Origin of the sequence: Streptomyces sp. NPDC005181 (assembly GCF_040608395.1) — a bacterium.
GTDB lineage: Bacteria > Actinomycetota > Actinomycetes > Streptomycetales > Streptomycetaceae > Streptomyces.
On record NZ_JBEXID010000008.1, the window covers coordinates 65,243 to 87,223 of the forward strand.

The window sequence follows — 21,981 nt, forward strand, 5'->3', positions numbered from 1 at the left end:
ATGGGGAACGCGCCGTTATGCAGCGTCCTCCTGGGGAACGTCGGCAGCATCCTCTGGGGGAACGTCGGCCTTCTCTTCCGGCTCCGGGGCGAGGACCCGTTGCGCCGGCGACTTGCGCGGAACGAGAGCAAGCGGCGCCTCGGCTTGGGCTTCCTCGAACTGCGGTAGCACCGAGGTGTAGGTGTCAGCGGTCAGCGAGTAGGAGGAGTGCCCGAGCAGCACCTGGATGGACTTCATGTGCAGGCCGGCGGCCAGAGACAGCGTCGCCGCGCAGTGCCGCAGGTCGTGCAGGCGCACCGGCGGCAGGTTGAGCTTCTTCATCAGGCGCATGAACACCTGCGACAGGTACTCCGGGTGGTAGGCGGTTCCGTCCTCCCAGGTGAACACCAGGCCCGTGTTCTTCCAGGCTTTGGTGTTCGCGTCCCATTCGGCACGCTCCTTGTCCTGACGCTCACGCCATAGGTCCAGCAGGCTCCGCGTCTCCGAGTCGAGCTTGATCGTCCGCGCGCCGCTTTCGCTCTTGGGGGTGTCCTCCCACACCTCGTACGAGGACGCCACCAGCTGCTCACTGATATGGACAGTGCCCATCGTCAGGTCGGTCTCCGCCCACGGAAGGCCGACCGCCTCGCCGCGGCGCAGCCCCCGGAAGACCATCAGGTGGAACATCGGGTACAGGCGGTGCTCGGCGACAGCGTCCAGGAACTCCCCTGTCTGCTCCGGCATCCACACCATGACCTTGCCGGGCTTCTCGCCGGTCTGGCGCCACGCCTCGATCCGGGCCCGTGTCCATAGGACCGGTTTGGGGCGGATGTACTTCGGCAAGACGACGTGCTTCGCCCAGTTCTCGGAGATCAGCTTCTCCTTCACGGCGTCCTCCAGGGCGCCGGAGAGGGTGTTGAGCATTCTCACCTGCGTGCCGGGGCCGGCCACATGCCAGGGCTGGGCGCGGGCTCCCTTCAAAGCCGCCTTGGCGTCCTCCCACGCCTGGCGCAGCTCCTTGGGTCGGGGCCGCTCCCGTGAGTCCTTCCAAGCCGTGTGGGCGGCGCGTTCGGCCGCGAGGGCCTGGTGCGCCTTCACGTGGTTCTGTGCGTGGACTTCGTTGTCGGCCCACAGTTTCTCGAACATCGCCTGGACGTGGCGGGTGCGCAGCGATAGCAGCTTGGTTGCGCCGAGGTAGGGGATGAAGACCCGCTCGATGTAGTCCTCGTACCCCGCGCGGGTGGACCGCTTGAGGTCGACGCGCTTGGCGAACCAGCGGAGCAGGTAGTCCGCCACGGTCTCGTCGCTGAGGACGTCGACACCGCCCTGTGCGAGCTTCCACACCTTCTCGGCTTCGGTGGCCGCTTCCTTCTTCGTGCGGTAGCCGCCGTGCTTCCCCCGGGGGCGGCGCTTACCGTCCGGGAAGGGCGGCAGCTCGATGGAGTAGTACCAGGTTCCGTGGTCGCGCTGCTTGAGCTTGGGGCAGGTCTTGTCCAGGCGGACGATCTTCTGCTTGCCGTCGTTGTCCAGGACGGGCTTGCCGTGCTCGTCCACCAGCGGGCCCTTGCAAGAGCACCGTTTGTACGTCTTGTCTTCGAACATGGTCCCCACCCCTGCGCCTGGTCTTCACCGTGGGCGCACATTCTTCCCTAACGGGGCAGATGTGGGCTGCTTCTTACGAGATGGCCCGTGTATGGTGTGGCACATGTTGGCGCGGGGGAGAACGCGACGACAAACATGACGACGACGAGCACTACTGCGACTGTCGATCAGCGCGGGATGAGCCTGGACGAGGTCCTGGCACTGCCTGCAACCGTCAACGTCGTGACCGCGGCCCGCGCGCTGGGTATCGGCCACAACAAGGCGTATGACCTGATTAAAGCTGGACTGTTTCCTGTGCGAACGCTGTCAATGGGGAACACAGTGCGCATACCCACAGCAGCTTTGTGGGAGGCGTTGGGGGTCGGCTCGCTGCGACAGGGACTGGCGTCTGCGGGCCGCTGAGTTGAATTGGGATCGGTGGCATGCCGCGCTTGTACGGCTTCGACAACCAGGCCCTGACGCGTGTTCGCGCCCAGGAGCGGCAGGTCGTGCGCGAAGCCGTCGGCCGTATCCGTGCGGGACAGTCGCAGGCGGAGGTCGCGGCCTGGATGAACGCCGAGGGCCACCGCGGGACCATGGGCGGCGAGTGGACCTCCATGACGCTCGGCCGTCTGCTGGACAACCCTGCGATCGCTGGGCTTGAGCGCATTGCCGACACTGGCGAGCTGGTCGAGACCGGCCGCGAGGGGCTGATCACGCCGGAGGAGTTCGGGTGGCTGCAGGAGCGCCCTGGCCGGCGAGGCAGCGTCCGCGCGGCCGAACCGCGCGAGGGTGACTATCAGTACCTGCTCAGCGAGGGGCTGACCGAGTGCGCCGACTGCGGTCAGCGCATGGCCGGCAGTCGTACGGGGGCGGGGACGCCGTCGTACCGGTGCCAGTCCAACTTTGAGGGTCGCGGCGGGTGCGGGAAGGTCCGTATCAACGCTCCGCGCCTCGAGGACTACGTCGCCGAGTACGTGCTTGGTGAACTGTCGCGGCCGGGTGCGCAGGCCGCGCTGGAGTCGGCCCGCAAGACGATGGCTGCGGAGGCGCAGCAGGCGGTTGTCCGGATCGCTGCTCTGGAGGGGAAGCGCACCGAGCTGGCCGCGCCCTACACACAGGGGCAGCTTTCTCGGGACTCATTCGTCGCAGCGGACCGGCTGATCGGCCGGGACTTGAAGGCCGAGCGGGCGCGGCTGCGCTACCTGGAGCAGGGCGCCGAAGTGCCGTTGGGCGGGGTCGAGGATCTGGCCCGCTGGTGGGAGCATGCACCGTTCGCCTCCAAACGGGGCCTGGTGATGCTGCTGGTGGAGAAGATCCAGGTCCGCCCGGCGCGTGCCCGGGGTGTGCGGTCTGTGGACGACCGGGTGACGCTGATCTGGCGCACCGCCCTCGCCTCGTAGGCGGTACGCCCGACGGTCAGTCGTGCACGTCGTGGTCCGGGGACCCGGCCCACCAGTAGATGACCTCGTTCAGCGTCTCGACGCCCAGTTTCAGGCGCAGTTCGCGCAGCTGGTTGTTGAGCCAGGCCGCGCTGATGCCGACGTTCTTCGCCGCCCGCTTCTGGTTACGGCCCAGGCACAGTTCGCGCAGGATCGCCCGCTGGGTGGCGTTGGTGGTCAGGCCCTCCTCCTGGAAGGCCGCCCGGGCGCCCAGCCACAGGTCGGCGCGCTCCCAGAACAGGTCGAAGACGTGGGAGAGCCGTCCGACCACCAGCGGATCGGTGATCATGACGGCTTCGTCGGGGGATCCCTCGCCCTCGTCGGTGTACACGGGGACGAACGCCACGCGGCGGTCGAAGATGATGCTGCGCGGGAACCGGCCCTGGATGGTGCGAATTTCCCCGCCGACGGCGGCCATGTCCCTGGCCCAGTCGCCGATGGCTGTCACACGGCGTACGGAGGCGTTGTAGATCGTGCGCATCGCCAGGCCGCGACTCAGGCCGGCGCGGTCGCGTTCGAATGAGAGCGCCAGGTCCTCGGGCTTGCGGGAGCCTGGTTGGGCAGCCAGGACCTCTTTACGGGCGGCGCTGTGCTCGGCAGCGATGCGCTCGTTGATGAGTTTGCGGCCGACCAGGTGCTGCACCAAGTCGTCGGGGGTCCTGGTCTGGTGGTAGCGGTCGCGGAGATTCACCAGGAGGTTCGGCATCGCGTCCGCGTACGCGGTCAGCGCCTGCAAATGGGTGTGCATGATCTGCACCATCTGCAGTCCGGCGTGGCGCGGCTCGACGGGAGTGTAGGTGTCCGGCGTGAACGGATAAGCGACCGCCAGACCGGTACTCAAGAGGGAGTCAAGTCCCGCAGTGTCAGGGGCGAGTGACTGGCCGTCGAGTATGCGCTGGTACGCGATGACCGCAGATTCGGACAGATCCGGCAGGTGGGGAACATGTGACACCTAACGACCCCTGATTTGTGCGACTGGTGAAAATACCGCGTGGGCTGTTCTTGATCTTTTCACAAGACCTGTACAAAGTTGCGAGTCAGGCGCCGCTTGTATGCCGCACGTAGCTAACCGGGGGGTTGGGCAGCCCAGTTGCTGCCGCTACTGCCGTCGCGCGCCTGCTTCGCTCTCACATTGCTAAGTAGGGGTTCTCAGATGGATATTTCGCGAACTGTCCGCATCGTAGCTACTGGTGGGCTGGCCGTACTGGCCGGATTCTTCGCGGCCGGGCAGGTCCACGCGCAGGCTGACATCGTTGCCAAGGACACCACCTGGTCCGCTCCGGTGGACACCATCCCGGCCCCGCCGGCGGACACCACCCCGGCTTCGGATGACACCACCTGGCTGGTTCCGGTGGACGCCACCCCCGCTTCGGATGACACCACCTGGTCGGCCCCTGCGGACACCACCCCGGCCCCGAATGACACCACCTGGTCGGCCCCTGCGGACACCACCCCGACCCCGGATGACACCACCTCGAAGTCCCCTGTCGACGGCGGGCTCGGCGACGGCCCGGTTCTGGCCACCCCGAATGACACGACCTGGGGCTGGTAGTCCAACAACGGTGGCCGGCCGGGTGCTGTAGGGGTCCTACGGGCGCCCGGGAAGGTCGATTCGGCCACCCTCGGGGGAACTTGCACGGCCTCACTGCGCGCACAATCTGCGCGCGGTGCAGGTGTCAGGGGACGGCGATTGGGGCGGGGACCCTGCCCCAGGGGGAGGATCTAAGTGGCGATCGATCCGGCACGCATCCGCAGGCGCATGGAGGAGGCCGAGGAGTCCGGCCGCCGCGGTCTGGGGGTCGAGGAGGCTCGCGCAGCGTTGTGCGTGCTGGCCGTGGTGGTGGACGGGGGTCCGCAGGAAGAACCGTGCAGGTGCAGGGTGGCGCGGCTGGTGCAGGCGAGCTGATCGGCCCTCACGTGCGTTGGGGCGGGCACTGTTGGTGCCCGCCCCTACACGTGCTCTGACCTGGGGTTATGGCACAAATTTTTGTGGCCTTAACCATGAAAAGCGGTAGAATAAAGGCATGAGGAGGGGGGTGGCCCCCCTCCCGACCGGCCTCTTGGAGTACGTCGTGACGATCCGGACCATCGCAATCGACAAGATCCACCGCAATGAGCGTCAGCCCCGCGAGTACTTCGACGAGGCGGCCCTGAAGGAGCTCGCCGACTCCATCGTGCGGTTCGGCCTCATGCAGCCGATCGAGGTCCGCCGCGACAGAGACGCCGGCGGCTTCGAGATCGTCGCGGGCGAGCGCCGCTGGCGCGCCCACCAGGTCGCCGGGATCGCCCAGATCAAGTGCATCATCACCGACGACGACCTGAGCACCCTGGAGCGGTTCAAGCGGTCGGTCGCCGAGAACATCAACCGCGCCGACATGACGCCGATGGAGGAAGCCAAGGCGTTCCGCCGCATCCTGGACGACCAGGAGGACGCCGGGCCGGGCGACGTCGCCAAGGAATTCGGCAAGTCCACCCAGTACGTGAACCTGCGCCTGGCCCTGCTCGACCTCACCGAAGAAGTCCAGCAGCACGTCAACTCCGGCGCTATCGGCACCCAGGCCGCCGTGCAGATCGCGGCCCTGACCCCCGGCAACCAGCGGGCGGTGATGCACAAGTGGGCCAAGGGCGCCTTCAGTGGCGACAACGAGCTGGTGCACTTCGCCTACGCGCTGAAGCAGCAGCAGAACCAGACCTTCGCGCTGATCCTGGAGGACATGAGCGAGGAGGAGCGCGAGGAGCGGCAGCGCGAGCGCACCACCACCCGCAGGAACATCGACAACATCGAGCGGGTGCGGGGCCTGCTGGAGGACCTGGCCAAAGCCGACCCGCAGAAGCTCGCCCTGGCCCTGGAGGGCGAAGTCGGCGCCCGCCTGGAGCAGATGGACCGGGTGGCCGACGCTGTGCAGAAGGCCCGCTTCAACCTGCGGCAGGCCAAAGCCCACGCCGAGGCCCGCGACATCGTCCTCAACCCCGACGCCGAGGCCAAGCGCCTCGCCGCCCCGGCCCAGCCCATCCCGGCCCAGCCCACCCCGGCCGAGCCCGCCGCCCCGGCCAAGCCCAAGCCCGCTCCGCCAGTCAAGTGCACCGCCGCCAAGCCCACTCCCCCGGCCAAGCCGGAGCTCGTGCCCACCGCCTGACCCGCCAAGGCCCGCCCCCGCCCCGGGGGCGGGCCGCCCGCCTGTACCCAACCAAGGAGAGCCTCGTGAGCGACAGCACCGAAGGCCGCGACTGGCTGCGCATACAGCCCGGCGACTTCACCGGCCGCACCAAGACCAACCAGGACGCTCTCTTCCTCGTCGACGAGCCCGACGCCTGCGGCACCGCGGTCCTGGACGGCCTCGGCTTCGGCGCCGCTCTGTGGGCCAACCAGCCCGACACGCCCCCGACCAACCCGGAGGCATAGATGTGCCACAACACTGGATCGTGGTACGTTCTGCGCGTTGTTTGGGAACGGCTGCAGCCGCGGGACCGGCCCATCAACAACGCCGTGGCATGCGGCATCCCCCTTCGGTGTCTGGCGGGTGGCAACCCCCCCGCGCCCTACCCGCCAGACGCCGGCGCCGCCCATGCGGAGCCACTCGGGGACGCCGCTCCACGCACCCGCGATTGGACCCGCCCGGCCCTCCAGGCCGGGCGGGTCGCCGCGTACTCAGGAGAGACAACGTGACGACTGCGACCTATCGCACCGACGGCGCCGCCGACCCTGAGCTGTACGAGCGGCTCATGCGCGAACGCTATGGACCGCTGCCCAAGCTCCTGGCCGAACTAGTCCGGCCCAGGCCCGAACCACCCGTCCGGAGAAGAACGAAGATGCCCGCGCTGTCACCGACCATCTACGAGCCCAACCCCGACCCGAAGGCCGACGAGCACTACGCCGACCTGGCGGCCGGGATCGAGGAGGCCGGGATCGGCCGCCCCCGCCCCGCGCGGAGTGCCGAGCCGGAGCGCATTCCGCCGTTCCCCGGCGCGACCTGGTGCAAGTCCTGCGACAGCTGGTGCACGTCGCAAGGCGTATGCCGCTGCAACAACCGGTAGGCGAGGGACAGTTGCGCTACTTCCACGGCGGTGTCCCCGGGCTTCGGCCCGGGGGCCTCGTCACCCCGCACCCCCCGAGGGTCCTCGATGGCTGCCCCGTCTGCGCACAAGGCATGACCGCCACTCTCGACGGCAAGCCCATCGACCCGCCCACGGGCCGCCCCGACCGGGTCTACATCACCACCGACCGCGACTACGGCCGCTTCTACGCCTCTCGCTACTGGTACGGCGACCTCTACACCGTCGAGCCCGTCGGCGAGATCGAGCCCTCCGACGAGGATCCCTTCCCCACCTGGTGCGTGCCCGCCGCCCGCGTGGTCTCCGTCTACGACCGGGCAGTTCAGCTCAACCCCGGCCAGCGCCGATCCCTGCTGCGCCGGTGGACCGAAGCCGACCGGGAGGCAGGCCGATGACCGTGCCCCGCTCCGAGCGGCCGACCGTGGAACAGATGCAACACCTGATCGGCCACACCGACCACCGGGTCCTCAGCGCCGCCGAGCACGCACGGCTCCGCGCGGGCTTCGAGCACCTGGTGGCCAGCCAGGCAGGCCAGCAGGCCAAGGTCGACGACCTCAACCGGCGACTCGCCGCCGGTACTCGCCCGGCCCTCGACTTCGGCTGCGCCACCTGTCAGGCCGCCGCCGGATCCCCCTGCACCCGCCGCTACGGCCAGCCCATGCACGGCTTCCATCGCCCGCGCCTCACCGCGGCCGCCGACGCCGCCGAGGGGAGCCCAGCATGACCGGCACACGCCAGCAGCCCCCCTTCTGTGGTCGTCGTCACGTCGCAGGTCTGGCCGCGTCACATATCCTAAACACCTTAGGTGCATCGGTGATTCGTGCCGAGCGAGACCGAACAAGGAGATCAGCCGTGGCCAAGAAGCCGACCAGGACCAGTGGTGCTGCGGAGGGGAAGAAGGTGCAGCGCATGGCTGCCCGGGAGCGGGTGGCGGCCGCGCGGGCTGCAGAGGCGCGGCAGGAGCGTCGACAGCGTGTGGCTTTTATCTCCGCGACAGGGGTGATCTGTGCCGCCGTGGTCGGAGGCGTGGTGTGGGCCGTCTCTGCCGATGGCGGTTCGGGTGGTGCCGCGGCTGCGGGGATGCTGCCAAAACCGGTCACGTATGGAACTACGACGGCTCTGCCGCCGTGGTCGGCCCCGGCGAATGCCCAGGCGGGGGCGAAGGCGGCGGGGCTGAAGGTTGCGACGATGGAAGGGACCGCCAACCACTTTCACACGCATCTGGACGTGATTGTGGATGGGAAACCGGTGGAGGTGCCCGCGAATCTGGGGATCGATGCGCAGGCTCAGGCGATGTCGGAGCTGCACACGCATGACGCGAGCGGGGTGCTGCACATCGAGGCCCCGGCGAAGCGCCGTTACGTGCTGGGGCAGCTCTTCAACGAGTGGGGTGTGCAGCTGGAACCCCGTCGGATCGGCGGGTTGAAGGCGACCGGGGCCAAGGAGCTGACGGCGTACGTGGACGGCAAGAAGGTGGCCGGTGACCCGGCGGCGATCGAACTGACCGGGCACCGGGAGATCACGCTCGTCTTCGGGCCGGTAGGCGCGAAGGTGAACGTGCCGTCCTCATACGACTTTCCGAGCGGTACGTAGCCGTAGCCGCCGTCAGTGCTCGTGATGCTCCGCGTCCGGCTCCGGGTAGACGAAGGTGCGGGTGACGAGGTGGTTGGGGGCGGTCAGGGTCTCGTGGAGGATCCGGCCGTCCTCGTCGAGCGTGAGCTCGAGCTGGGTGTGCTCGGCGGGGTAGGCGAGGGCGATGCGACGGTGACTGTTGTCGCCGGGCAGGCGCGTGGTGATGGGGGCGGTGCCGCTGCCGTACGGATCGGCTGCGAGGAACTTCTTGCCGGTCATGGGGAGTTGCTTGCGGATACCGGGGCCAAGGATCGTGTTGCTGGTGACCAGTTCGTGCAGGGTGAACTGGGGGACGGCCGTCATGACGGTCACGGTCTTTTGCAGGAGATCCGCATCGGGGCGGGGCGGCCAGCTGATACTGAGTCCGGCGCGGCCTCCGGCCCACTCGTCACCGGCTGAGGCAGTCAGGGTGAGGCGGCTGGTGCCGCTCTGCCAGGTGATCGGGGCGTAGAAGCAGCCGGTGCCGCATCCGCGCAGGTTCAGGCGGCGGGCGGTGCCGTGCGGGTCGGCAACGGTGGCGGTGAGGCCGTACTTCTTCGTGCCGTCACCGATTTGGGGTGTGGTGAGGTCGATGACGAGCTGGCCGGTGCTGGCGCGGGCGCTGATGCCGATCTCTCCTGCGCGGGTGCCGGTGGGCACGATCGGCCCGTTGGCGGGTGGCGCGAAGGGCAGGGGGCGGTTGGCGTCGGCGGGGACCGGCAGCACGGTGAGTGTTGCGGACAGGGCGAGGACCACGGCGAGGGCGGAGGCTTCGGCGCGGGCCGGTCGCTGTGCGGCCGCGTTGCGGCGCAGCCTCCGGCGGGCGGTGAACGCGAGGGCGGCGGCGGTAGCGACGAGGACCAGTTTGCCGAGCAGGACCTGCCCGTACGTGGTGGTGGCGAGGTCACTGAGCGGTACGAGGAGCAGTCCGGATACCAGGCCGGTGGCGGCGACTGCGGCGAACAGCCAGGCGGCGAGGCGGGCATAGGAGAGCAGAAGTGCGCGGGCAGCGGCACGCTCGGCGCGCCAGACGACGGCCGTACGCAGCACCTGGATCAGGGTGCCGGCCCACAGGGCGGCGGCGGTCAGGTGGACGAAGGTGAGCAGAGGGCCCGCGAGCGGGTGGTCGGCCTGCGGATGGGCGCGCAGGGCCTCGGCCACCAGCACACCGGTCAGTGGTAGGGCGGCCCAGGCGGGGCGGCGTACGAGAACGGTCACGGCGGCGAGTGTGAAGCCCGCCACTTCGATCAGAGAGAGCACGCCGGGGCGGGTGCTGAATGCGGCGCCGGGTGAGCTGTCGCCGGCCTGGAGAGCCGTCAGGGCGACTGCGGCTGCGCAGCCGGCCAGCGCGGCGGGAAGGCTCCAGCGGCGTGGGCGGTTCCCAGGAGCGTCGGAGATTTGGCGGGCGAGGCGGCCCACGATCAGGTCGCCGAGCAGCAGGGCGAGGGAGCCGAACAGTAGCCAGCGCAGCACCGTGGTGGGGATGGCGTCCTTGGCGGCTGTGGCCTGGCCTGAGGCGAGAGCGACGGTGTGCGGGCCGATGGCGAAGCGATAGCTGCCCATCATGATGTCGCCGTCGCGCGCGGTGACCTGCCAGTTGACGGTCTGGACACCCTCCGTGAGGGTGGCGCGCACGGGGATGGTGACGGTCCGGTCGCCCTGGCTCAGCGCCGGAGTGCCCAGCTGCGCGGCCGGGGCCAGGTGCACGGTGGAGCCGGTGACGCTGACCGGCTGGTCGAAGACAAGGACCAGCGCGGTGGGCGAGTCCGCCACCGTCGCGTCCGCCGCCGGACTGGTGAACAGCAAGGTGGCGTGTGCGGACGCAGGCGCGGCGGTGACCAGCAGCAGGGCCAAGACAAGCGAGACGAGCGCGGCGGCGGAGCCCAGCAGGGAGCGCCGGGCGCATGGTGCGAGTGGTGTCACCGGTTAAGGGTCTCCGGTCCAGTGTTTCGTGCGGCGGTCGGGGTGGCCTTGTCCCGCAGGTCCCGCAGCTCTTCGCGGGCGCGGCGGAGTTCTTCTCGCAGTTCCTCATCGGCCGCAGGCGCTCCGTGGCAGGAGCGGCCCTTGGCCATTGGGCGTACGCAAAACCACCAGGTCAGAGTGGCAGCGAGGGCGGTCGCTGCGAGAGGGAGCCAGATGCCGTTCATGCCGGGCGGTCCTGCACCGTGGTGTGATGCGCGCTCTGATCGCTGCGCAGGGCGTCGATCTCCTTGCGCAGCCGGGCCAGTTCCTGCCGGTCGGCGGTGGCGGGGTCGTTCTGGGCGTCGCGCTTGGGGCGCATCATGAACCACATCATCACGCCCATCCCCACCGGGCAGGCGAGGGCGGGCAGGAGGTAGAGCAGCTTGTCCATGACAGGACTCCTTGTTAGGGGTGGGAGATGCGGTTCAGTTCGCGGCGCAGTGCACGGGCAGAGGGACGTCCGTGGGCGATGAGCTGACCGTCGTGGAGCAGGCCAGGGGCGAACAGCAGCCGGTGCTCGGCGGCGAGCTCGCGGCCCCCGACGGTGTCGAGTGAGACCTCATCCAGCTGATGCGGGAAGTCGGCAGCAAGGTCGGCGAGCAGCTTCTTGGCGCGTTCGCACCAGGCGCAGTCGGCCTGGGTGAGCAGCGTGAGGGCGATCACGACGCGGCCCCGACCTTGAGGTCGGCGAGGAGCTTGTCGACCGCGACGTACATCGTGTAGTCCGGGGCGCCGCCGTAGTCGGCACGCCACCGGATGGTGCCGTCGGGACCGACGAGCAGGAAGCTGTGACCGTCGCGCGAAGTGCCCATCATCCCGTAGTCGTTGGCCTGGTACGCCTTGGAGACGGTGAGATCGGGGTCGGACAGCACGGGCGTGGTCAGGCCCATGTCGCGGGTCTTGCGGGCGATCAGGTCGGCCGGGTCGGTGGTGATCGAGACGACCTGGTCGATGCCGGCGGCCTTGAGCATGGCGGCCGACTTCTCCAGGTTGGTGAGCTGGTCCCAGCAGGGCTGGCAGGTCAGGCCCTCCTGGAAGTAAAGCAGGACGTTTTTGCCTTGGAAGTCCTTGAGGCCGACCGGCTTGCCGGTGCTCGACTTGAGGGTGAAGGCGGGAGCGGTCCTGCCGATGCCGGGACTGCCGACGTCGTACGAACTCCCGCCGCTTCTCGTGTTCTTGGCGGGTGAGGTGGAGAAGATCACGTAGAGAACGACGAGCGCAGCCACGGCGGCTGCCACGCTGACGATCCACGTCACCCGGCGCCGTCTGGCCTGCCGTGCCGTGGCGATCACGGTGTCCGGCCGCCTGAACGGTGGCCTCTTGCTGGTGATGCTCATACGGGGCGGTCCTCTCCGGCGGAGACGGTCGTGGCCGTGGGTTGCGGGTCCTTGCGGCAAGGGGGTGGGGAAGCCCCCGCCTCGGCGCCGGGGGAACGCCGGGCGGGGGCGGCCAGATGGGCGCGAGCCTGCCGCGCGAGGAAGGCGGCCACCGCAGCCAGGAGAAGTGCGATGCCCCAGCCGGGTAGCCATCCAAGCGCCTTGGTGACCACTGAGGCAGCGTGCTGCAGGTCGGCAGCGACGCGTACGCGCCAGCCACCGGAGGCCATGTCCGGTCCGGTGAACGCCTGTACGAGGGTGAGTGCGCCCATCACTGCGAGCAGTACGCCCGAGGCGGCACTGCCCAGGGCCATGCGACGGCGGAACCTGCCCAGCCGCACGGTCACCTGGCGGCCGTGCAGCAGACGGGAGGCTCCCCAGTCACGTCGGTCCCACACCAGGGCGAGCAGGCACAGCGGGGCAACCATCCCTGCGACGTACGTGAGGGAGACCATGAGCGCCGCCGGGAACGAGGCGGTAGCTCCGGAAAGTACGGCGACCCCGGCCAGGACCGGCGCACAGCAGGAGCTGGCCGCGCCGGAGAACAGCCCGAGCCCGTACACCGACCCGAAGCCGTGCCCGGACGGCGCCCGGCCCGCCGGCATCGGCAGCTGCGGCTTCCACCCGGCCAACAGCGCCAGACCGCCCAACAGCATCGCAATGCCACCGAGGGAGAACACCAGCAGGTGGTGCCCGGATACCAGCGCGACCAGGGCCGTGGCGCCGAGCCCGATCGGCACGATCACGGTGGCGACTCCGGCGGCGAAGACGAGTGTGGCGGCCAGCACGCCCGTACGTCGGCGGAAGCCGGTGGCCAGATACGCGGGCAACATCACCGACACGCAGCACGGCGCGAGCAGCGCCACCATCCCGCCGAGGAACGATGCCAGCAGTGTCGTGCCGAACAGCAACTGCCCCATGCCGACGTCTGCCTCTCTCCAAGACCTGAACTCCTAAGGAGATTAGGTTATGGAAAAGAGGATGTCTAGCCGCCCCCTCGCGTGGGGTCGGCCCGCTGCACACTGGAACTACGCAACCACCCGGCCGTGTACCGGTCGACTGTGCTTGCCGAAAGGGTGATCGCGATGATGTGGGGGTACGGCTGGGGCTTGGGTTACTGGCTCAGCATGGGTATCACCATGCTTCTGTTCTGGGGGCTGATCGTCGTCGGCGTCATCGCGCTCGTCCGCTACGTCGGCGGCACCCGGAAAGCGGATACGCCCGGTCCGGTCGGCGGGCAAGCACGCGCCGAGGATGTACTGGCTGAGCGGTACGCCCGCGGGGAGATCGACGACGACGAGTACAAGCGACGGCTTGAGCTGCTGAGGACTCACCAGTGAGCGAGATGCCCTACGGGGGTCAGCCGAGATACGGCCGGAAGGGATAGCAGCACGGTCTTGATCGGGTGACCGCTGCCTCTGGGGGCTGCTTGATGTCGGTCACGGGCGTCGAGCGTAGGGGCCGTATGGCCGGTGTGTGCGGGGTTCCCCTGGGCCGTCGTCGGCTGGTGATCATCCTGGTACGGTCCCGCGCAGAAGTGATCGTTTTCGTACCAGGGGCGGGGACCGGCGGCGTGACCTCGATAGAACGGACCGCGTATCCGCGGTTCAAGCGGCTGATGTCTGCGCGGGAGATGCATGTCTTCTTCACCCCCAAGCCCGAGGAAGCGGCCTGGGCGCGGGAGCGGGCCGTTCCGGTGAGCAGCTGCTCGCTCTGGCTCTGGCGCTGAAGTGCTACCAGAAGTTGGGCTACTTCCCGAAGGCGGACGAGGTTCCCGAGACGGTGGTGGAGCATGTGCGCGGCGCGCTGGAGCTCGCCGAGGGCACCGGGCCGCACTACGAGTCGGCCAACACCGCCAAGCTGCACCGCAAGCTGGTGCGTGAGCGGCAGGGTGTCTCCTGCGACCAGGAGCGGGCCCGTCAGATCGCCGAGGAGGCGGTCCGGCGGGCGGGCGGCGCTGGTGAAGAACAATCCGCCGGACCTGATCAACGTCGCGTTGGAGGAGCTGGTCCGGGCGACCTGTGAGTTGCCGGCGTTCCGCACCCTCGACGAGAGCCGCCCGGGTCCGCCGGGAGGTGAACGAGGACATCTTCGCCGCTGCCAGGTCCCGGATGACGCTGGAGGACCGGGCCCGTCTGCTGGCCCTGCTGGACGTGGGCGGGCTGGATCGCAAGGGCGGGCTGAACCGGCTGAAGAAGCCCGCGAAGCGCCCGAGCTGGAATCATCTGAAGGAGCAGCACAAGCACCTTCAGTGGGTGGATGGGCTCGGGGGCACCGACGCGTGGCTGGAGGGGTTCGCGCCGGGGAAGATCGCCGATTTCGCGGCCGAGGCCGGCTTTGGACGTGGCGGAGCTGCGGGACTACGAGACGGGCAAGCTCATCGCGCTGCTGGCCTGCCTGGTGCACGCGGCCCGCCGGCGGGCCCGTGACGATCTGGCGGAGATGTTCTGCAGGCGGGTGGCGACCAAGCTGAAGAACGCGAAGGACGAACTGGAGGAGATCCGCAAGCAGCAGCAGGCGCTGGTGGAGCGGATGATCGGCACTTACCGCACGGTGCTGGAGCGGATCGACCCCGCCGACCGCGTCCCGCGTGGCCCGGACGGGGCCCTGGTGCCGTTCCCGGCGGGAAAGAAGGCCCGCCGGAAGGCGGCGAGGGAGCTGGCCGCGAAACGGGCCGCCGCGCTGGCGATGGCGCAGAAGGCGGTTTTGACCTCCGGCTCGTTCGAGGCGGTCAGTGAGGACCGGCGGGTGCTGGACGCCCTGGCGCACGCGCGGGCACACCAGAGCGCGACCCGCGAGTACGTCTCGGAGCTATACGAGGGGCAGCCGCTGGATCTCGGCTTCGCGTCGCAGAACTGGCAGCGGGCGGTGCGGGACCGCAAGCGGCCCGGCATGCTGGACCGCCGGCGCTTCGAGACGCTGGTGTTCACCTACCTGGCCGAGCACCTGCGGACCGGCGATGTGGCCATCACCGGCTCGGATACCTTCGCCAACGGGCTGGAGCAACTACCCGACTGGGAAGAGTGCGGCCCCAAGCTGGCGCAGTTGTGCGAGGAGACCGGGTTGCCGGGCAGTTCGAGATCGGGCCAGATACCCGAAGCGGGCAGGACGGACCCCCGGCCAGGGTGAGGCTGCCGGGCCGCAAAGGGGTCAGCCCGGGCGGCGGGCTGCCCCGAAGTGGGGCCGCTCGGTGGCGAACAGCGGGACGGCGAGGGCGGCGGCCGCCAGTGCGGTCAGGCCGAAGAGGACCAGCGCGGTGGAAAAGCCGAGGGGCAGGGCGGTCTGGAAGAGCAGGCTTCCGGCGCCGAAGGCGGTGAAGAGGGTGAAGACGTTCAGTCCCATGGCCTGGCCGCGGTGGCCGGGCAGGTCGGTGACGATGCCGCCGAGCGGCGGCTGGGTCATGTCGTAGCCGAGGGAGAGCGCGGCCACCACCGTGACGCCGGCGGCGAGCGGCAGCGGGGCGGCCAGGAGCAGGGCGCAGGTGGCGCCGAGGGCGACGCCGGCGGGGATGATGCGGGCGCGGCCGTAGCGGTCGGCGAGGTGGCCGATGGCAGGGCCGAGGAGGAAGCCGGGGATGCCGTAGCCGAGCAGGGCCAGCCCGATGCCGACCGAGCCGAGGTCGAACCGGCGCTCCAGGTACAGGCCGAGCCAGGTGTAGACCCCGGAGTGCAGGACCGCGTTGAGGGCGACGTAGCCGTAGGTGCGCCGGCCCCGGGGCAGACGCAGCAGGGCGAGGTAGCCGGCGGCGACCCTACGCACCGGCGGGCGGGCCGTGCCGGCTGCGGTGGCGGGTGCGGGCAGGGTGCGCAGCGCCCGGACGGCGGCCAGCAGCAGGAGCAGCCCGGCGGCGGCCGCGGCGAGGAACAGGCCCTGCCAGCCGACGGCGGGTTCGGCCAGCGCCCCAGCCGAGGAGCCGACCGCGATACCGCCGGCCATCGCGCCGAACAGCCAGCCCAGCACGCGCCCGCGCTGCGCGAACGGCACCAGGTCGCCGACCAGGGCCAGCGCGATGGGCACCACCCCGGAGGCGCCGATCGCAGTGGCCAGGCGCAGGGCGATGAACGCCCCGGCGGTCGGGGCCAGCGCGGTGGCGGCGGTCAGAGCGGTGAAGGCGGCCAGCGAGGCGAGGATGACCGGGCGGCGTCCCAGCCGGTCCGAGGCCGGGCCCCACACCAACGTCATGACGCCGTAGGGGATCAGGTAGGCGGGCACGGCAAGCCCCACCATGCCGGGGGTGCTCCCGAAGGCGGCAGCCAGCCGCGGCAGGACCGGCGCGATCATGAACGCCTGGGCGAAGATGACGAACGCCGCGCAGGTCAGCAGCGCCAGCACGCCGCGCGGCAGACCACCTCCAGAACCCGGCCCTGCCGGGGCAGTTGTGGGCTTCGGGGCATGGGACGGGCGCATTTCAGGGGTTCTCCTTCGGCGGGGGGCGGTGGCCGGCCAGGCCGGCGCGGCCGATCAGTGCGGCGGCCGCGAGCAGTACGGCACCGGCGGCGTAGACGGCAGCGATGCCGGCGGCATCCGCCAGCAGACCGCCCAGAGCGATGGACGCGAGGCGGCCGAGCTGCCAGATCAGGTCGAAGGCCGCGAAGACCCGTCCGCGCGCCTTTGGCGGAGTCTCGGCCTGGAGCAGGGAGTTGAAAGTGACCGCGCCGGTGGAGGTGCCCACCCCGTACCCGGCCAGGCTGCCCAACGCGAGGGCCGGGACGCGCACCAGGGCCAGGACCGCATCCACCGCGGCGCGCAGCAGGTACGGGCCGAAGATGAACGCCGGGCGGCGCGGATCGGACACCAGGCGGGTCAGCAGCAGCGGACCGAGCGCCGCACCGGCTCCGATGCAGGCCAGCGCGATCCCGTACCCGGCCGGGCCCATGCCCAGCCGCTGACGGATCAGCACGACCAGCAGGGCGCCGGTCGCCCCCGCCGACAGCGCCGCCAGCGCCTGGCCCGCGGCCAGGGCCCGCAGCACCCGGTGCCCGGCCAGCACCGCGACACCTTCGCGGGCCTGGTGCCACCACCCGGCACGGGCCGCCTCCGCCGGGGGGCGCGGCAGGCGCAGCCGGGCCAGCACCGCGGCGGAGGCGGCGAAGCTGGCGGCATTGATCCAGAATGCCGGGCCGTAGCCGATTAGCGCCACCACGACCCCGGCAGCAGGCGCCAGCACGATCTGGGAGAGCACCGCGGCGGTCCAGATCCCGGAGTTGGCCGCGATCAGCTCCTCCTCGTCCACCAGCGCGGGCAGGACCGAAGCGGCGGCCGGGTTGAAGAACGCGGATGCCGCCGACATGCCGAACGCCAGCGCGTAGATCGCCGGGACGGAGCCCGCAGCCAGCGGCAGCGCGGCGGCGAGCAAGATGCGCGCCACATCGGCGGCCACCATCACCTTCACCGGCGAGAGCCGGTCGACCACTACCCCGGCGAACGGGGCCAGCAGCAGCACCGGCACAATCTCGGCGGCGACCACCCCGGCCACTCCCAAGCCCGAGCCGGTCAGATCCAGCACCAGCAGACTCAACGCGACGGTCGCGACGGCATCGCCCCACGCGGACGCGGTCCGCGCCGCCCACAGGCGGCGATAGCCGGGGCGGGAGAACACCTGACGCAGCCCGGTGCCCGACCGCCCCGGCCGGGTGCGGCTCAGCGGACCTTCTCCATCGTGTGCCCGCAGCAGCAGGTCGGACTCTGTTCTCCGCCGTGGCCCGGGGTCGCGCCCTTGGTCACGGTGATCTCGCACCCGCAACTCGCATCCGGGCACCGGTACACCTCGCCCTCGACAAGCGGCATGACCTGGGCCTCCTTCCTCTCTCGCGTCGTACGCTGAAGACGCTAAAACCTTCACCCTGGGTGAAGGTCAAGGCGAGCGACGATCAAGCGGAAGGATGCGGAGATGGCCGGGACGATGACCGTGGGGCAGCCCGCCGAGGCGGCCGGACTTACCCGCAAGGCGGTGCGGCTGTACGAGGAACGCGGTCTGCTGCCGCCCGCCCCGCGCACCCCGGCCGGCTACCGGCAGTACGACCAGGACGACGTCGACGCGCTCACCTTCATCCGCCGCGCCCGCGCCCTGGACCTGCCCCTGGACGACATCGGCACCATCCTCACCCTGCGCCGCGGCGGCGCCACCCCGTGCACGGCGGTGAGGGGGCTGCTCGACACCCGTATCGCCCAGATCGACCAGGCCATCACTGACCTGCAAGCCCTGCGCACCAGCCTCGCCGTCACCCGCCGGGCGGCAGCCGCCACCGGCACCGAGATGGAGCCGACCGGAACGGTCTGCCCGATCATCGACCGCTGACGCAGACGGGCGTCGTCAGCGGCGGCTGGCGCTGGAGGCGGTGCAGACCGGTGGCCCCAAAGGGTCAGCGCGGGCTGTCAAAACTTCTGACAGCAGCACCGGTTTCCTGTTCCGTTCCTACTCGGACCTCACCATCACCCACCCACCAGGAACGAAAGGTCAGACTCAAGAAGCTCTGCTATCCCTTTCGGCCGTATCTCGGCTGACCCTCCTAACGAGACAGTACGACTGCTCACGGCCGGACGGACCTGTGGGAAGGTCAGCGCATGGTCGTGACCTGAGACGGCGGGGTGCCGTCGGGGCAGTAGTTCAGCTGCATCGCGGCTGCCGCCGGGCCGCCGAGGACCAGCAGCGGGAGGGCAAGTGCGGCCGCTGCGGTCAGCGAGCCCGCCGCGATGCGGGCCCGGTTGAGCGGGCGATGTGGCTCGATCAGGCGGCGCACTCGCTGGGCAGCGGTGGAGCCGCCCGCCGCGAGCCCCGCGGCCGGGGTGCGCCCGCCGGCCACCGCAAGCAGGGCTGCGGCCGTGGTCAGCCGCCCGCTCCGGGCGGCAGCGACATCGTCGGCGCGCATCTCCACCAGGCGCGCGATCTCGGTCTCAGCGGTACGGAACAGCGGTACTCGGGGGAAGGCGCGGGCCAGTGTCTGCGCCCAGGTCAGCACCGCGTCGTGGCGCTCGGCCTGGTGGGCGTCCTCGTGGGCCAGCACCGCCGTCAACTGTTCGTCGTCCAAGGCCTGCAGCGCACCGGTGGTGATCACGGTGCGGCGGTGGCGGCCCGGCACGCAGTACGCCGCCGCCTCCGCATGATCCAGGACGACTACGCCGCGTACCGCATCGCGGCGGCCGACCAGGTCCAGCACCTCGCGGTGATCGCGGCGCTCCCGCCGGATCTGCAGTACGGCCGCGCCTGCACACCAGGCGGTACGCCCGAGGACTGCCAGAGCCAGCACGGCGCCCGCTGCGCCCGCCGCAGCCCCGCCCGGCGAGGCGTACTGCGCGGTCAGTGCCATCACACACGCCTGCAACATGGACGCGAGGTCGGCACTGACACGCACGGTGGGCACGGTCAGCGCGAGCCCAGCCATGACAGCACCAGCCAAGGAGGACACCCCGAGAACCTGCCAGACCGCGATACCCAGACGGGGTGCCCGCTCAGCCCAGCGCGCACCCCGCAGCAGCCGGGGCATCAGCGTGCACAGCAGAGCGGTGTAGCCGAACAGCACGGCGGCGACGATCACTTTGACGACTCCCGCGCTGCAGCCTCGCCCAGCAGGCGCTGCAGCTCCTCGGCCTCACCGGGCTGCATCACCTCCTGCACGAAGCGGGCCAACGTCGCGGACCGGTTCCCGGCCGCCGACAGCGCCTCGCCCATCAGCCCCGCGACGTACGTCTCGCGGGTGCGAGTCGCGCCGTACTTATAAGCCCGGCCGTCCTTCTCCTTCGACAGCCAGCCCTTGCGGTACAGGATCTCGGTCACGGTGTGCACGGTGTTGTACGCGGGCTCAGGATCGCGGCCGAGCCGGTCGAGCACCTCGCGTACGCGCAGCGGCTCGCCTGCCTCCCACACCGCGTCCATGATCGCGGCCTCCAGCTCCCCGAACTGCGGCATGCGGACTCCTCCCGTCTCGGTACGACTCCAGACATCCTAAGCGGCCTAGGTGGCGACGTGCGGGCGAGCGGTTCCGATGATCGAGGGGGAGGCCGGACTGCTCCTGCCGTTGATCAGGAAGTCGAAGCGGTGGATCTCCTCGACGGTGAACCCCGCGGCAGTGATCGCGCGCTCCGTGTCGCGGGTGAGGTTGCAGCCTCCGCCGACCAGCCGCCACGGCGGATTCAGGACCCGCTGTAGCCGGAAATCGCGGGGCTTCTGCGACCGAACGTGTTCGTAAAAGCGCAGCGCCCCGTTCGGCTTGAGGACGCGCGCGGCCTCGGCGAGCGCAGCCGACGCGTCGGCGATCGTGCACAGCACGAGTGAGAAGACGGCCACATCGAAGCAGCCGTCCGGCACGGGAAGCTCCTCGGCCCGACCAGGCAGAACCTGAACCGACACGGCGGCGTCGGTGGCAGCCTGCTCGGCCAGGGCGCGCAGCCGGGGCTCGGGCTCCACCGCGACGACCTGCTCCACCTCAGGCGGATAGTGCCGGAAATTCGCCCCCGTGCCCGCCCCGATCTCGATCACCCGGCCACGCACCCCTGCGAGGAGTTCCTGACGGTGCTCGACCGAGCCGTGCGCCTCGGCGAAGGCGTTGATGCGCGGATAGAGCCGGGCGAACAGCGGATGCGAGACCGTCTTGGCCATGCCGAGCTCCTCCGGTACGGCGGAAGGGAACCCCTCCCGCATCACCTAACCAAGTTAGGAGTAATCTCGCGGGGCGTCCAGCGCGACGCGCGCCCCTTGATGCCCGGAGGTCCGTCCGTGAGTGTTGCTCTGTCCGAACTCGTCTCCAGCGGGCCCCTGTTGCTGGCGGCGCCACTGGCGCTGCTCGCCGGTGGAGTGTCATTCTTCTCGCCCTGCTGTCTGCCGCTGGTGCCCGGCTATCTCTCGTACGCCACCGGCATGTCCGCTGCCGACGTCCAGGCGGGCCGGCAGGCCCGGGGCCGCATGGTGGCCGGAACTGCACTGTTCGTCCTCGGTTTTGCCGCGCTCTTCGCCAGCTACGGCGCGGCCTTCGGCTATGTAGGTAATATCCTGCTCGCCCACCAGGAGCTGCTCAGCCGGATCCTGGGGTCGCTGACCATCCTGCTGGGGCTGCTGTTCCTAGGTGCCTTCGAGCGCATCCCGATCGCTGGACGCACCTTGCGCATCGCCTACCGCCCGAGTGCGGGCCTGGCCGGTGCACCGCTGCTGGGTGTGATGTTCGGGTTGGGCTGGACGCCGTGCATCGGGCCCACCCTGGCCGCGGTGCTCAGTCTGTCTGCCACCACCGGTACGGCCGGACGCGGTGCGCTGCTCGCGTTCGTCTACAGCGTCGGCCTGGGCCTGCCGTTTCTCGCGGCCGCCCTCGGCTTCCGCCGGGCGATGCGGGCGTTCGGCTTCGCGCGACGCCACGCCAGGACCGTCATGAGGTTCGGCGGCGCGATGCTCGTGATTGTCGGCATCCTGCAGGTCACAGGGCTGTGGGCGTACTTTACCGGGGAGCTGCGCTACTGGGTGGCCGACTACCAGCTGTCGTTGTGAGGGGGCGGTGCGGGAGCGGGTTAGCATCCCGTTCCATGGCCCCGTTCGTGCGACTTACCTCGGCCCGGCTGTGGGCCGGGCTGCTTGTCGTGCTCGCCCTGGCCATCTGCACGACGGGGATCGCTCAGCCCGCCATGGCGGCGCCGATGGACATGATGGCGACGGACACGGCGCCGACAGGCGCGGTTGCGATGGCGCGGTCCGCCATGGGTTCCGACGGGCCGTACGCCGGGGAATCCGTCGGGCCGGTGTGCTCCATGGGTGACATGGAGTGCGCACCCCAGGCCCAGCACCGACCACTGTCCGTCCCGTTTCCGCCCGCCGACGGCATCCTCGCCCGGGCTGTGGACCGTGCCGTGATGTCGGTGGACGTCGAGCGGGCGCCTCCCTCACCCGCCTCCCGTGGGGGACCTGACCTCGACAGGCTGTGTGTGAGCCGGACCTGATCGCGCCTCGTGTCCGAGGCCCGATCCGATTCGGCACGCCGTCATGCGCGCGTGCC

Annotated in this window: 30 protein-coding genes; 17 read left to right on the forward strand and 13 right to left on the reverse strand. The window is 70.2% G+C overall.

The window, feature by feature from the left end; genetic code table 11:
- Nucleotides 1-15: 15 nt before the first annotated feature.
- Nucleotides 16-1,581: a tyrosine-type recombinase/integrase gene (locus ABZV38_RS08110; protein WP_356325769.1), complete on the reverse strand. Its 1,566-nt coding sequence runs from the start codon at nucleotides 1,579-1,581 to the stop codon at nucleotides 16-18.
- Between the two features lie 422 nt (nucleotides 1,582-2,003).
- On the opposite strand from ABZV38_RS08110, the gene ABZV38_RS08115 reads away from it, so the two are divergent.
- Complete coding sequence (locus ABZV38_RS08115; RefSeq protein ID WP_356325771.1) at nucleotides 2,004-2,963, forward strand: recombinase zinc beta ribbon domain-containing protein; 960 nt, start codon at nucleotides 2,004-2,006, stop codon at nucleotides 2,961-2,963.
- A 16-nt stretch (nucleotides 2,964-2,979) separates the two neighbouring features.
- Here ABZV38_RS08115 and ABZV38_RS08120 read toward each other — a convergent pair whose 3' ends face one another.
- Nucleotides 2,980-3,954 carry a hypothetical protein gene (locus ABZV38_RS08120; RefSeq protein WP_356325774.1) on the reverse strand — a complete coding sequence of 325 codons (975 nt, stop codon included), beginning with the start codon at nucleotides 3,952-3,954 and terminating at the stop codon, nucleotides 2,980-2,982.
- Nucleotides 3,955-4,155: 201 nt separating this feature from the next.
- On the opposite strand from ABZV38_RS08120, the gene ABZV38_RS08125 reads away from it, so the two are divergent.
- The 8 genes from ABZV38_RS08125 (at nucleotide 4,156) to ABZV38_RS08160 (ending at nucleotide 8,648) form a co-directional block, all read left to right on the forward strand.
- Entirely contained in the window at nucleotides 4,156-4,554 is a 399-nt protein-coding gene (locus tag ABZV38_RS08125; protein ID WP_356325776.1) for a hypothetical protein, read from the forward strand.
- A gap of 174 nt (nucleotides 4,555-4,728) precedes the next feature.
- The gene (locus tag ABZV38_RS08130) at nucleotides 4,729-4,908 is read left to right on the forward strand and encodes a hypothetical protein (RefSeq protein WP_356325778.1); all 180 of its coding nucleotides are present in this window, start codon (nucleotides 4,729-4,731) and stop codon (nucleotides 4,906-4,908) included.
- Nucleotides 4,909-5,074: 166 nt separating this feature from the next.
- Nucleotides 5,075-6,139 carry a ParB/RepB/Spo0J family partition protein gene (locus tag ABZV38_RS08135; RefSeq protein WP_356325780.1) on the forward strand — a complete coding sequence of 355 codons (1,065 nt, stop codon included), beginning with the start codon at nucleotides 5,075-5,077 and terminating at the stop codon, nucleotides 6,137-6,139.
- Nucleotides 6,140-6,204: 65 nt separating this feature from the next.
- A complete protein-coding gene (locus ABZV38_RS08140) occupies nucleotides 6,205-6,405 on the forward strand; it encodes a hypothetical protein (protein WP_356325782.1) in 201 nt (66 codons plus the stop codon).
- A 260-nt stretch (nucleotides 6,406-6,665) separates the two neighbouring features.
- The gene (locus tag ABZV38_RS08145; protein WP_356325784.1) at nucleotides 6,666-7,037 is read left to right on the forward strand and encodes a hypothetical protein; all 372 of its coding nucleotides are present in this window, start codon (nucleotides 6,666-6,668) and stop codon (nucleotides 7,035-7,037) included.
- Between the two features lie 113 nt (nucleotides 7,038-7,150).
- Nucleotides 7,151-7,450 carry a hypothetical protein gene (locus ABZV38_RS08150; protein ID WP_356325786.1) on the forward strand — a complete coding sequence of 100 codons (300 nt, stop codon included), beginning with the start codon at nucleotides 7,151-7,153 and terminating at the stop codon, nucleotides 7,448-7,450.
- Nucleotides 7,447-7,779: a hypothetical protein gene (locus tag ABZV38_RS08155; protein WP_356325788.1), complete on the forward strand. Its 333-nt coding sequence runs from the start codon at nucleotides 7,447-7,449 to the stop codon at nucleotides 7,777-7,779. The genes ABZV38_RS08150 and ABZV38_RS08155 overlap by 4 nt, the downstream gene beginning before the upstream one ends.
- A gap of 185 nt (nucleotides 7,780-7,964) precedes the next feature.
- On the forward strand, nucleotides 7,965-8,648 hold the full coding sequence (locus tag ABZV38_RS08160) for a hypothetical protein (RefSeq protein WP_356325790.1): 684 nt from the start codon (nucleotides 7,965-7,967) through the stop codon (nucleotides 8,646-8,648).
- Between the two features lie 12 nt (nucleotides 8,649-8,660).
- On the opposite strand, the gene ABZV38_RS08165 is transcribed toward ABZV38_RS08160, so the two are convergent.
- The 5 genes from ABZV38_RS08165 to ABZV38_RS08185 all read right to left on the reverse strand — a co-directional run bounded on the left by ABZV38_RS08165 (nucleotide 8,661) and on the right by ABZV38_RS08185 (nucleotide 12,924).
- Nucleotides 8,661-10,589 carry a copper resistance protein CopC gene (locus ABZV38_RS08165; RefSeq protein WP_356325792.1) on the reverse strand — a complete coding sequence of 643 codons (1,929 nt, stop codon included), beginning with the start codon at nucleotides 10,587-10,589 and terminating at the stop codon, nucleotides 8,661-8,663.
- 220 nt (nucleotides 10,590-10,809) lie between these two features.
- A complete protein-coding gene (locus tag ABZV38_RS08170; protein ID WP_356325793.1) occupies nucleotides 10,810-11,019 on the reverse strand; it encodes a hypothetical protein in 210 nt (69 codons plus the stop codon).
- A gap of 14 nt (nucleotides 11,020-11,033) precedes the next feature.
- On the reverse strand, nucleotides 11,034-11,291 hold the full coding sequence (locus ABZV38_RS08175) for a thioredoxin family protein (RefSeq protein ID WP_356325795.1): 258 nt from the start codon (nucleotides 11,289-11,291) through the stop codon (nucleotides 11,034-11,036).
- Nucleotides 11,288-11,965 carry a peroxiredoxin family protein gene (locus ABZV38_RS08180; protein ID WP_356325798.1) on the reverse strand — a complete coding sequence of 226 codons (678 nt, stop codon included), beginning with the start codon at nucleotides 11,963-11,965 and terminating at the stop codon, nucleotides 11,288-11,290. The genes ABZV38_RS08175 and ABZV38_RS08180 overlap by 4 nt, the downstream gene beginning before the upstream one ends.
- A complete protein-coding gene (locus tag ABZV38_RS08185; RefSeq protein ID WP_356325800.1) occupies nucleotides 11,962-12,924 on the reverse strand; it encodes a cytochrome c biogenesis protein CcdA in 963 nt (320 codons plus the stop codon). Before ABZV38_RS08185 ends, ABZV38_RS08180 begins: the two co-directional genes overlap by 4 nt.
- A 141-nt stretch (nucleotides 12,925-13,065) precedes the next feature.
- Here ABZV38_RS08185 and ABZV38_RS08190 point away from each other — a divergent pair, with 141 nt between their 5' ends.
- From ABZV38_RS08190 to ABZV38_RS08210, 5 genes are all read left to right on the forward strand, one after another.
- A complete protein-coding gene (locus ABZV38_RS08190) occupies nucleotides 13,066-13,344 on the forward strand; it encodes an SHOCT domain-containing protein (protein ID WP_356325802.1) in 279 nt (92 codons plus the stop codon).
- 233 nt (nucleotides 13,345-13,577) lie between these two features.
- Nucleotides 13,578-13,733 carry a hypothetical protein gene (locus ABZV38_RS08195; protein WP_356325804.1) on the forward strand — a complete coding sequence of 52 codons (156 nt, stop codon included), beginning with the start codon at nucleotides 13,578-13,580 and terminating at the stop codon, nucleotides 13,731-13,733.
- 14 nt (nucleotides 13,734-13,747) lie between these two features.
- Nucleotides 13,748-14,029 carry a hypothetical protein gene (locus ABZV38_RS08200; protein ID WP_356325806.1) on the forward strand — a complete coding sequence of 94 codons (282 nt, stop codon included), beginning with the start codon at nucleotides 13,748-13,750 and terminating at the stop codon, nucleotides 14,027-14,029.
- Nucleotides 14,030-14,079: 50 nt separating this feature from the next.
- Nucleotides 14,080-14,433, forward strand: coding sequence for a hypothetical protein (locus tag ABZV38_RS08205; RefSeq protein ID WP_356325808.1), 354 nt, complete (start codon nucleotides 14,080-14,082; stop codon nucleotides 14,431-14,433).
- Nucleotides 14,348-15,133 (forward strand): hypothetical protein, encoded by a 786-nt coding sequence (locus ABZV38_RS08210; RefSeq protein ID WP_356325810.1) that lies wholly within the window; start codon nucleotides 14,348-14,350, stop codon nucleotides 15,131-15,133. The genes ABZV38_RS08205 and ABZV38_RS08210 overlap by 86 nt, the downstream gene beginning before the upstream one ends.
- 21 nt (nucleotides 15,134-15,154) lie before the next feature.
- Here the strand turns inward: ABZV38_RS08210 and ABZV38_RS08215 are convergent, their stop codons facing one another.
- The 3 genes from ABZV38_RS08215 to ABZV38_RS08225 are packed head-to-tail and all read right to left on the reverse strand — an operon-like array spanning nucleotide 15,155 to nucleotide 17,791.
- Nucleotides 15,155-16,411: an MFS transporter gene (locus ABZV38_RS08215; RefSeq protein WP_356325812.1), complete on the reverse strand. Its 1,257-nt coding sequence runs from the start codon at nucleotides 16,409-16,411 to the stop codon at nucleotides 15,155-15,157.
- 1 nt (nucleotide 16,412) lies between these two features.
- The gene (locus tag ABZV38_RS08220) at nucleotides 16,413-17,603 is read right to left on the reverse strand and encodes an MFS transporter (protein WP_356325813.1); all 1,191 of its coding nucleotides are present in this window, start codon (nucleotides 17,601-17,603) and stop codon (nucleotides 16,413-16,415) included.
- Between the two features lie 41 nt (nucleotides 17,604-17,644).
- Nucleotides 17,645-17,791, reverse strand: coding sequence for a hypothetical protein (locus tag ABZV38_RS08225; protein ID WP_356325815.1), 147 nt, complete (start codon nucleotides 17,789-17,791; stop codon nucleotides 17,645-17,647).
- 103 nt (nucleotides 17,792-17,894) lie between these two features.
- On the opposite strand from ABZV38_RS08225, the gene ABZV38_RS08230 reads away from it, so the two are divergent.
- Nucleotides 17,895-18,302 (forward strand): heavy metal-responsive transcriptional regulator, encoded by a 408-nt coding sequence (locus tag ABZV38_RS08230; RefSeq protein WP_356325817.1) that lies wholly within the window; start codon nucleotides 17,895-17,897, stop codon nucleotides 18,300-18,302.
- A gap of 259 nt (nucleotides 18,303-18,561) precedes the next feature.
- Here ABZV38_RS08230 and ABZV38_RS08235 read toward each other — a convergent pair whose 3' ends face one another.
- From ABZV38_RS08235 to ABZV38_RS08245, 3 genes are read right to left on the reverse strand one after another with little or no spacing between them, the layout of a single operon-like run.
- Entirely contained in the window at nucleotides 18,562-19,539 is a 978-nt protein-coding gene (locus tag ABZV38_RS08235) for a M56 family metallopeptidase (RefSeq protein WP_356325819.1), read from the reverse strand.
- Nucleotides 19,536-19,910, reverse strand: coding sequence for a BlaI/MecI/CopY family transcriptional regulator (locus ABZV38_RS08240; RefSeq protein ID WP_356325821.1), 375 nt, complete (start codon nucleotides 19,908-19,910; stop codon nucleotides 19,536-19,538). The genes ABZV38_RS08235 and ABZV38_RS08240 overlap by 4 nt, the downstream gene beginning before the upstream one ends.
- 45 nt (nucleotides 19,911-19,955) lie before the next feature.
- Complete coding sequence (locus ABZV38_RS08245; protein WP_356325823.1) at nucleotides 19,956-20,600, reverse strand: class I SAM-dependent methyltransferase; 645 nt, start codon at nucleotides 20,598-20,600, stop codon at nucleotides 19,956-19,958.
- 117 nt (nucleotides 20,601-20,717) lie between these two features.
- Between ABZV38_RS08245 and ABZV38_RS08250 the strand changes: the two genes are divergently transcribed.
- Both ABZV38_RS08250 and ABZV38_RS08255 read left to right on the forward strand, forming a co-directional pair.
- Nucleotides 20,718-21,479, forward strand: a complete 762-nt coding sequence (locus ABZV38_RS08250; RefSeq protein ID WP_356325825.1) for a cytochrome c biogenesis protein CcdA — start codon at nucleotides 20,718-20,720, stop codon at nucleotides 21,477-21,479.
- A 35-nt stretch (nucleotides 21,480-21,514) separates the two neighbouring features.
- On the forward strand, nucleotides 21,515-21,925 hold the full coding sequence (locus ABZV38_RS08255) for a hypothetical protein (protein ID WP_356325827.1): 411 nt from the start codon (nucleotides 21,515-21,517) through the stop codon (nucleotides 21,923-21,925).
- Nucleotides 21,926-21,981 lie beyond the last annotated feature (56 nt).

Coding starts and splice junctions, on each gene's coding strand:
- ABZV38_RS08110 (WP_356325769.1), bottom strand. CDS start 1,581: ATGTTCGAAGACAAGACGTACAAACGGTGCTCTTGCAAGGGCCCGCTG.
- ABZV38_RS08115 (WP_356325771.1), top strand. CDS start 2,004: ATGCCGCGCTTGTACGGCTTCGACAACCAGGCCCTGACGCGTGTTCGC.
- ABZV38_RS08125 (WP_356325776.1), top strand. CDS start 4,156: ATGGATATTTCGCGAACTGTCCGCATCGTAGCTACTGGTGGGCTGGCC.
- ABZV38_RS08150 (WP_356325786.1), top strand. CDS start 7,151: ATGACCGCCACTCTCGACGGCAAGCCCATCGACCCGCCCACGGGCCGC.
- ABZV38_RS08155 (WP_356325788.1), top strand. CDS start 7,447: ATGACCGTGCCCCGCTCCGAGCGGCCGACCGTGGAACAGATGCAACAC.
- ABZV38_RS08160 (WP_356325790.1), top strand. CDS start 7,965: ATGGCTGCCCGGGAGCGGGTGGCGGCCGCGCGGGCTGCAGAGGCGCGG.
- ABZV38_RS08170 (WP_356325793.1), bottom strand. CDS start 11,019: ATGGACAAGCTGCTCTACCTCCTGCCCGCCCTCGCCTGCCCGGTGGGG.
- ABZV38_RS08180 (WP_356325798.1), bottom strand. CDS start 11,965: ATGAGCATCACCAGCAAGAGGCCACCGTTCAGGCGGCCGGACACCGTG.
- ABZV38_RS08185 (WP_356325800.1), bottom strand. CDS start 12,924: ATGGGGCAGTTGCTGTTCGGCACGACACTGCTGGCATCGTTCCTCGGC.
- ABZV38_RS08215 (WP_356325812.1), bottom strand. CDS start 16,411: ATGCGCCCGTCCCATGCCCCGAAGCCCACAACTGCCCCGGCAGGGCCG.
- ABZV38_RS08225 (WP_356325815.1), bottom strand. CDS start 17,791: ATGCCGCTTGTCGAGGGCGAGGTGTACCGGTGCCCGGATGCGAGTTGC.
- ABZV38_RS08230 (WP_356325817.1), top strand. CDS start 17,895: ATGGCCGGGACGATGACCGTGGGGCAGCCCGCCGAGGCGGCCGGACTT.
- ABZV38_RS08240 (WP_356325821.1), bottom strand. CDS start 19,910: ATGCCGCAGTTCGGGGAGCTGGAGGCCGCGATCATGGACGCGGTGTGG.
- ABZV38_RS08245 (WP_356325823.1), bottom strand. CDS start 20,600: ATGGCCAAGACGGTCTCGCATCCGCTGTTCGCCCGGCTCTATCCGCGC.
- ABZV38_RS08255 (WP_356325827.1), top strand. CDS start 21,515: ATGGCCCCGTTCGTGCGACTTACCTCGGCCCGGCTGTGGGCCGGGCTG.